General features: G+C 63.2%; 3 protein-coding genes. All 3 read left to right on the forward strand.

Features of this window, described 5'->3' with window-relative positions; all coding sequences use genetic code 11:
• A partial coding sequence (locus tag KF784_19855) for a hypothetical protein (protein ID MBX3121316.1) occupies positions 1-355 on the forward strand: 355 nt, incomplete at its 5' end.
• Positions 356-388: 33 nt separating this feature from the next.
• Positions 389-1,795 carry a diaminobutyrate--2-oxoglutarate transaminase gene (locus KF784_19860; protein MBX3121317.1) on the forward strand — a complete coding sequence of 469 codons (1,407 nt, stop codon included), beginning with the start codon at positions 389-391 and terminating at the stop codon, positions 1,793-1,795.
• Positions 1,792-3,447, forward strand: a 1,656-nt coding sequence (locus KF784_19865; protein MBX3121318.1) for a penicillin acylase family protein, incomplete at its 3' end; no start/stop codon positions are given. The genes KF784_19860 and KF784_19865, both read left to right, overlap by 4 nt.

Consider the following 3,447-nt stretch of genomic DNA (forward strand, 5'->3'; position numbering starts at 1 on the left):
TCGTATCGAGGGGGGGGCCTTCTCCACCCAAGCGTTGTCGCAGGGCCAACGCAAACGACTCGCCCTGCTGACCGCCTATGTCGAGGATCGGCCGTTTTACCTCTTCGACGAGTGGGCCGCGGATCAGGATCCGTTGTTCCGCAAGGTGTTTTATACGGAACTGTTGCCCGATCTGAAAGCTCGGGGAAAGGCGGTCTTGGTGATCACGCATGACGACCGCTACTTCTCCTGGGCCGACCGTTGTATCCGACTCGATCTCGGTCGGTTGGTGGAGTCCCCGGAGGCGGCCGGCATGGCCGGGGAGCAGACATGGTCGTCGCCGTCCCGTTCGCAGGGAGCCGGCACGGCTTCATAACGTGATGGGTCTTTGTCGCGAGGAGGTGTGGTGATGTCGGTTCATGTGGATGAAATGTGGGAAGCCCTCCCGACCGGTTGTGTCTCCCCGAGGGAGCTGTCGCCGGACAATCCGTACCTCGAGCGCCAGGCCGCGCGGGAATCGAATGCGCGCAGTTATCCTCGTCGCCTACCGGTGGCGCTGAGCAAAGGCAAGGGCCTGTATGTGCAGGATACCGACGGCCGTAGCTATATCGATTGTCTGGCTTGCGCCGGGGCGTTGGCGCTCGGACACAACCATCCCGTCGTCGTCGATGCGATCAATCGAATGTTGCGGGATGGCCTGCCGTTCCAAACATTGGACCTGACGACGCCGGTGAAAGACCGGTTCGTGAGTACGCTCTTCGACTGTCTGCCGGCCGCGTTTGCCGAAGGCGCGAAAATCCAGTTTTGCGGACCCTCGGGTGCGGATGCGGTGGAGGCCGCCATCAAGCTCGTCAAGATCGCGCGCGGGCGCCGGACGGTGTTGGCGTTTCACGGGGCCTATCACGGAATGACGCACGGCACGCTGGGACTGACGGGGCATCTGGCGCCGAAGGAGGCTCTGAGCGGATTAATGGCCGACGTGCACTTTCTGCCCTTTCCCTACGACTATCGGTGTCCCTTCGGTGTCGGCGGGGACAAGGGGCTGCGCCTCTCCTCGGCCTACATCGAACGGCTCTTGGACGATCCCAACAGCGGAATCGTGGAGCCGGCGGCCATGATCTTGGAAGTCGTCCAAGGAGAAGGGGGAGTCATCCCAGCCGCGGTCTCGTGGCTCCAGGAGATCCGCCGCATCACCGCACAACGGGGGATTCCTTTGATCATCGACGAGGTGCAGACGGGACTCGGGCGAACCGGTCGCCTGTTTGCCTTCGAGCATGCCGGCATCGTGCCCGATGTCGTGGTGTTGTCGAAAGCCGTCGGAGGCGGGTTGCCGCTCAGCGTGGTGGTCTATCGTCCCGAATGGGATCGGTGGACCGCCGGGGCGCATGCCGGCACGTTTAGGGGCAATCAACTCGCCATGGCGACGGGCCAGGCCACCATGGAATTCATCGTGGCCGAACGGATCGACGAACATGCGGCTCGTATGGGGGAGCGACTTTTCGGATTGCTCAGACGGATTCAGGCCGAGACCCGCAGTCTCGGCGATGTGCGGGGACGCGGGCTTATGCTGGGCGTGGAAATCGTAGACCGGGATGAGCCGACGGACTTGCCGGGCTGTCACCCCTCTGCGCCGGGGATCGCATCGGCCATCCAGCACGAAGCTCTGCGTCGAGGACTGATTCTCGAGTTGGGCGGGCGTCATAACAGCGTGGTCCGCTTTCTGCCGCCCCTGATCGTGACGGCAGAGCAGATCGATACGATTGCCGCAATCTTCGCCGATGCCGTGAGGGCCGCGGAGCAGCAACAGGAGGCATGATGACCGGGCGCCGTCTTCTCGCTATTGCCAGTGGGAGTCTGGTTGCCGGAGCCGCCGTTCTCTGGCTGCTCTGCTCCGCCTCCTTGCCAGTTCGCGACGGCGCCTTGACGCTTCCGGGATTGCAGGCGCCGGTGGCGGCGGCCTTCGACAAGTATGGCATTCCGACGGTGACCGCTGAATCCCGCCTCGATGCCTTCCGGGTGGTCGGCTATGTGACGGCTCAGGACCGTCTCTTTCAGATGGATCTCCTGCGTCGCACGAGTGCAGGACGATTGGCTGAGATCTTCGGCGACCAGGCTGTGTCGATCGATGCCAAGCAACGTCGGCTGGGTCTGTCGAGGGTGGCGGACGCGGTGCTTCGGCGGTTGCCTGAGGATCAGTCGGCCGTGCTGACGGCCTACGCGGAGGGCGTGAATGCGTTTCTCGACGAGATGAGGATTCCGCCGTTCGAATGTCTCGTGCTGGCCTATCGTCCGACTCGCTGGGAACCGACAGATAGTCTCCTGGTCGTCCTGGCGATGTTTCAGATGTTGAACGGCTCCGAGGATGACGAACGGATGCGCACCGTGATGAAGGCCTCTCTGCCCGAAGACGTCGCGGCATTTCTGCTTCCCTCGCTTGACACCTACACGGCACAGCTGTTGCGGGGAGAGCGTCGCCGTCACGAGTCGGTCCCGGTCCCGGTGGAAGCTCTGGCCGCACTTCGCCGGACCGGGGCGCAAAGCCGCTCGTTGCAGATGTCGATGGTGCCGAGTCGGAAACGAGAGATCGGGTCGAACGCATGGGCCGTGGGACCGGCCAAGACCGTGGACGGGAGAGCCGTTCTGGCGAACGACATGCATCTCGATGTGGGAGTGCCCAACATCTGGTATCGCATGCAGTTGCGCTACGGGAGGAGTGAACTCAGCGGAGTCGTGGTGCCCGGCATTCCGGTCGTGATTGCGGGTTCCAACGGGTGGGTGTCCTGGGGCCTCACGAATATCGAAGGGGATTTTCTTGATCTCGTACGCCTCGAACTCAACCCGCAGAATCCGAACGAGTATGCCACGGCGGAGGGGTGGGAGCGGTTTACCATTCGTCAGGAGCGCATTGCCGTGAGCGGCGGCCCCGATCGGATCGTGGATATTCAAGAGACGCGTTGGGGACCCGTGGCGGAGGAGCCATTGATGGGGCAGCCGGTCGCGCTCCGGTGGACGGCCTTGGATCCGGAGGCGGTGGATCTTGGCTTGATCGATATGGATCAGGCCCGCTCGGTCTGGGACGGCATCGCCGTGGCCACGCGGGCGGGAGCGCCGCCGAACAATGTCCTGTTGGCAGATGCCGAGGGGCACATTGCCTGGACGTATATGGGAAGAATTCCACTCCGGCGCGGACTCGATGGGGCGGTCAGCCGGTCATGGGCCGATGGACGGACTGGATGGAGCGGGTTCGTTCCACCGGACGAACTCCCCCGGATCGTCGATCCTCCCTCCGGGTATCTGGTGAGCGCCAACCACCGCATGACCGACGAGGCGTATCCCTATGTGATCGGCCACGCGTATGCGAGCGGATACCGTGCCTTTCGTATTACGGAACGACTGCGCGGCATGGAGCGAATTCGAGAGCAAGACATGCTGGCGCTCCAATTGGATACGACGACCCAGGTCTACGAG

It is taken from the genome of Fimbriimonadaceae bacterium (assembly GCA_019638775.1).
In the GTDB taxonomy this organism is placed as follows: Bacteria; Armatimonadota; Fimbriimonadia; order Fimbriimonadales; family Fimbriimonadaceae; genus JAHBTD01.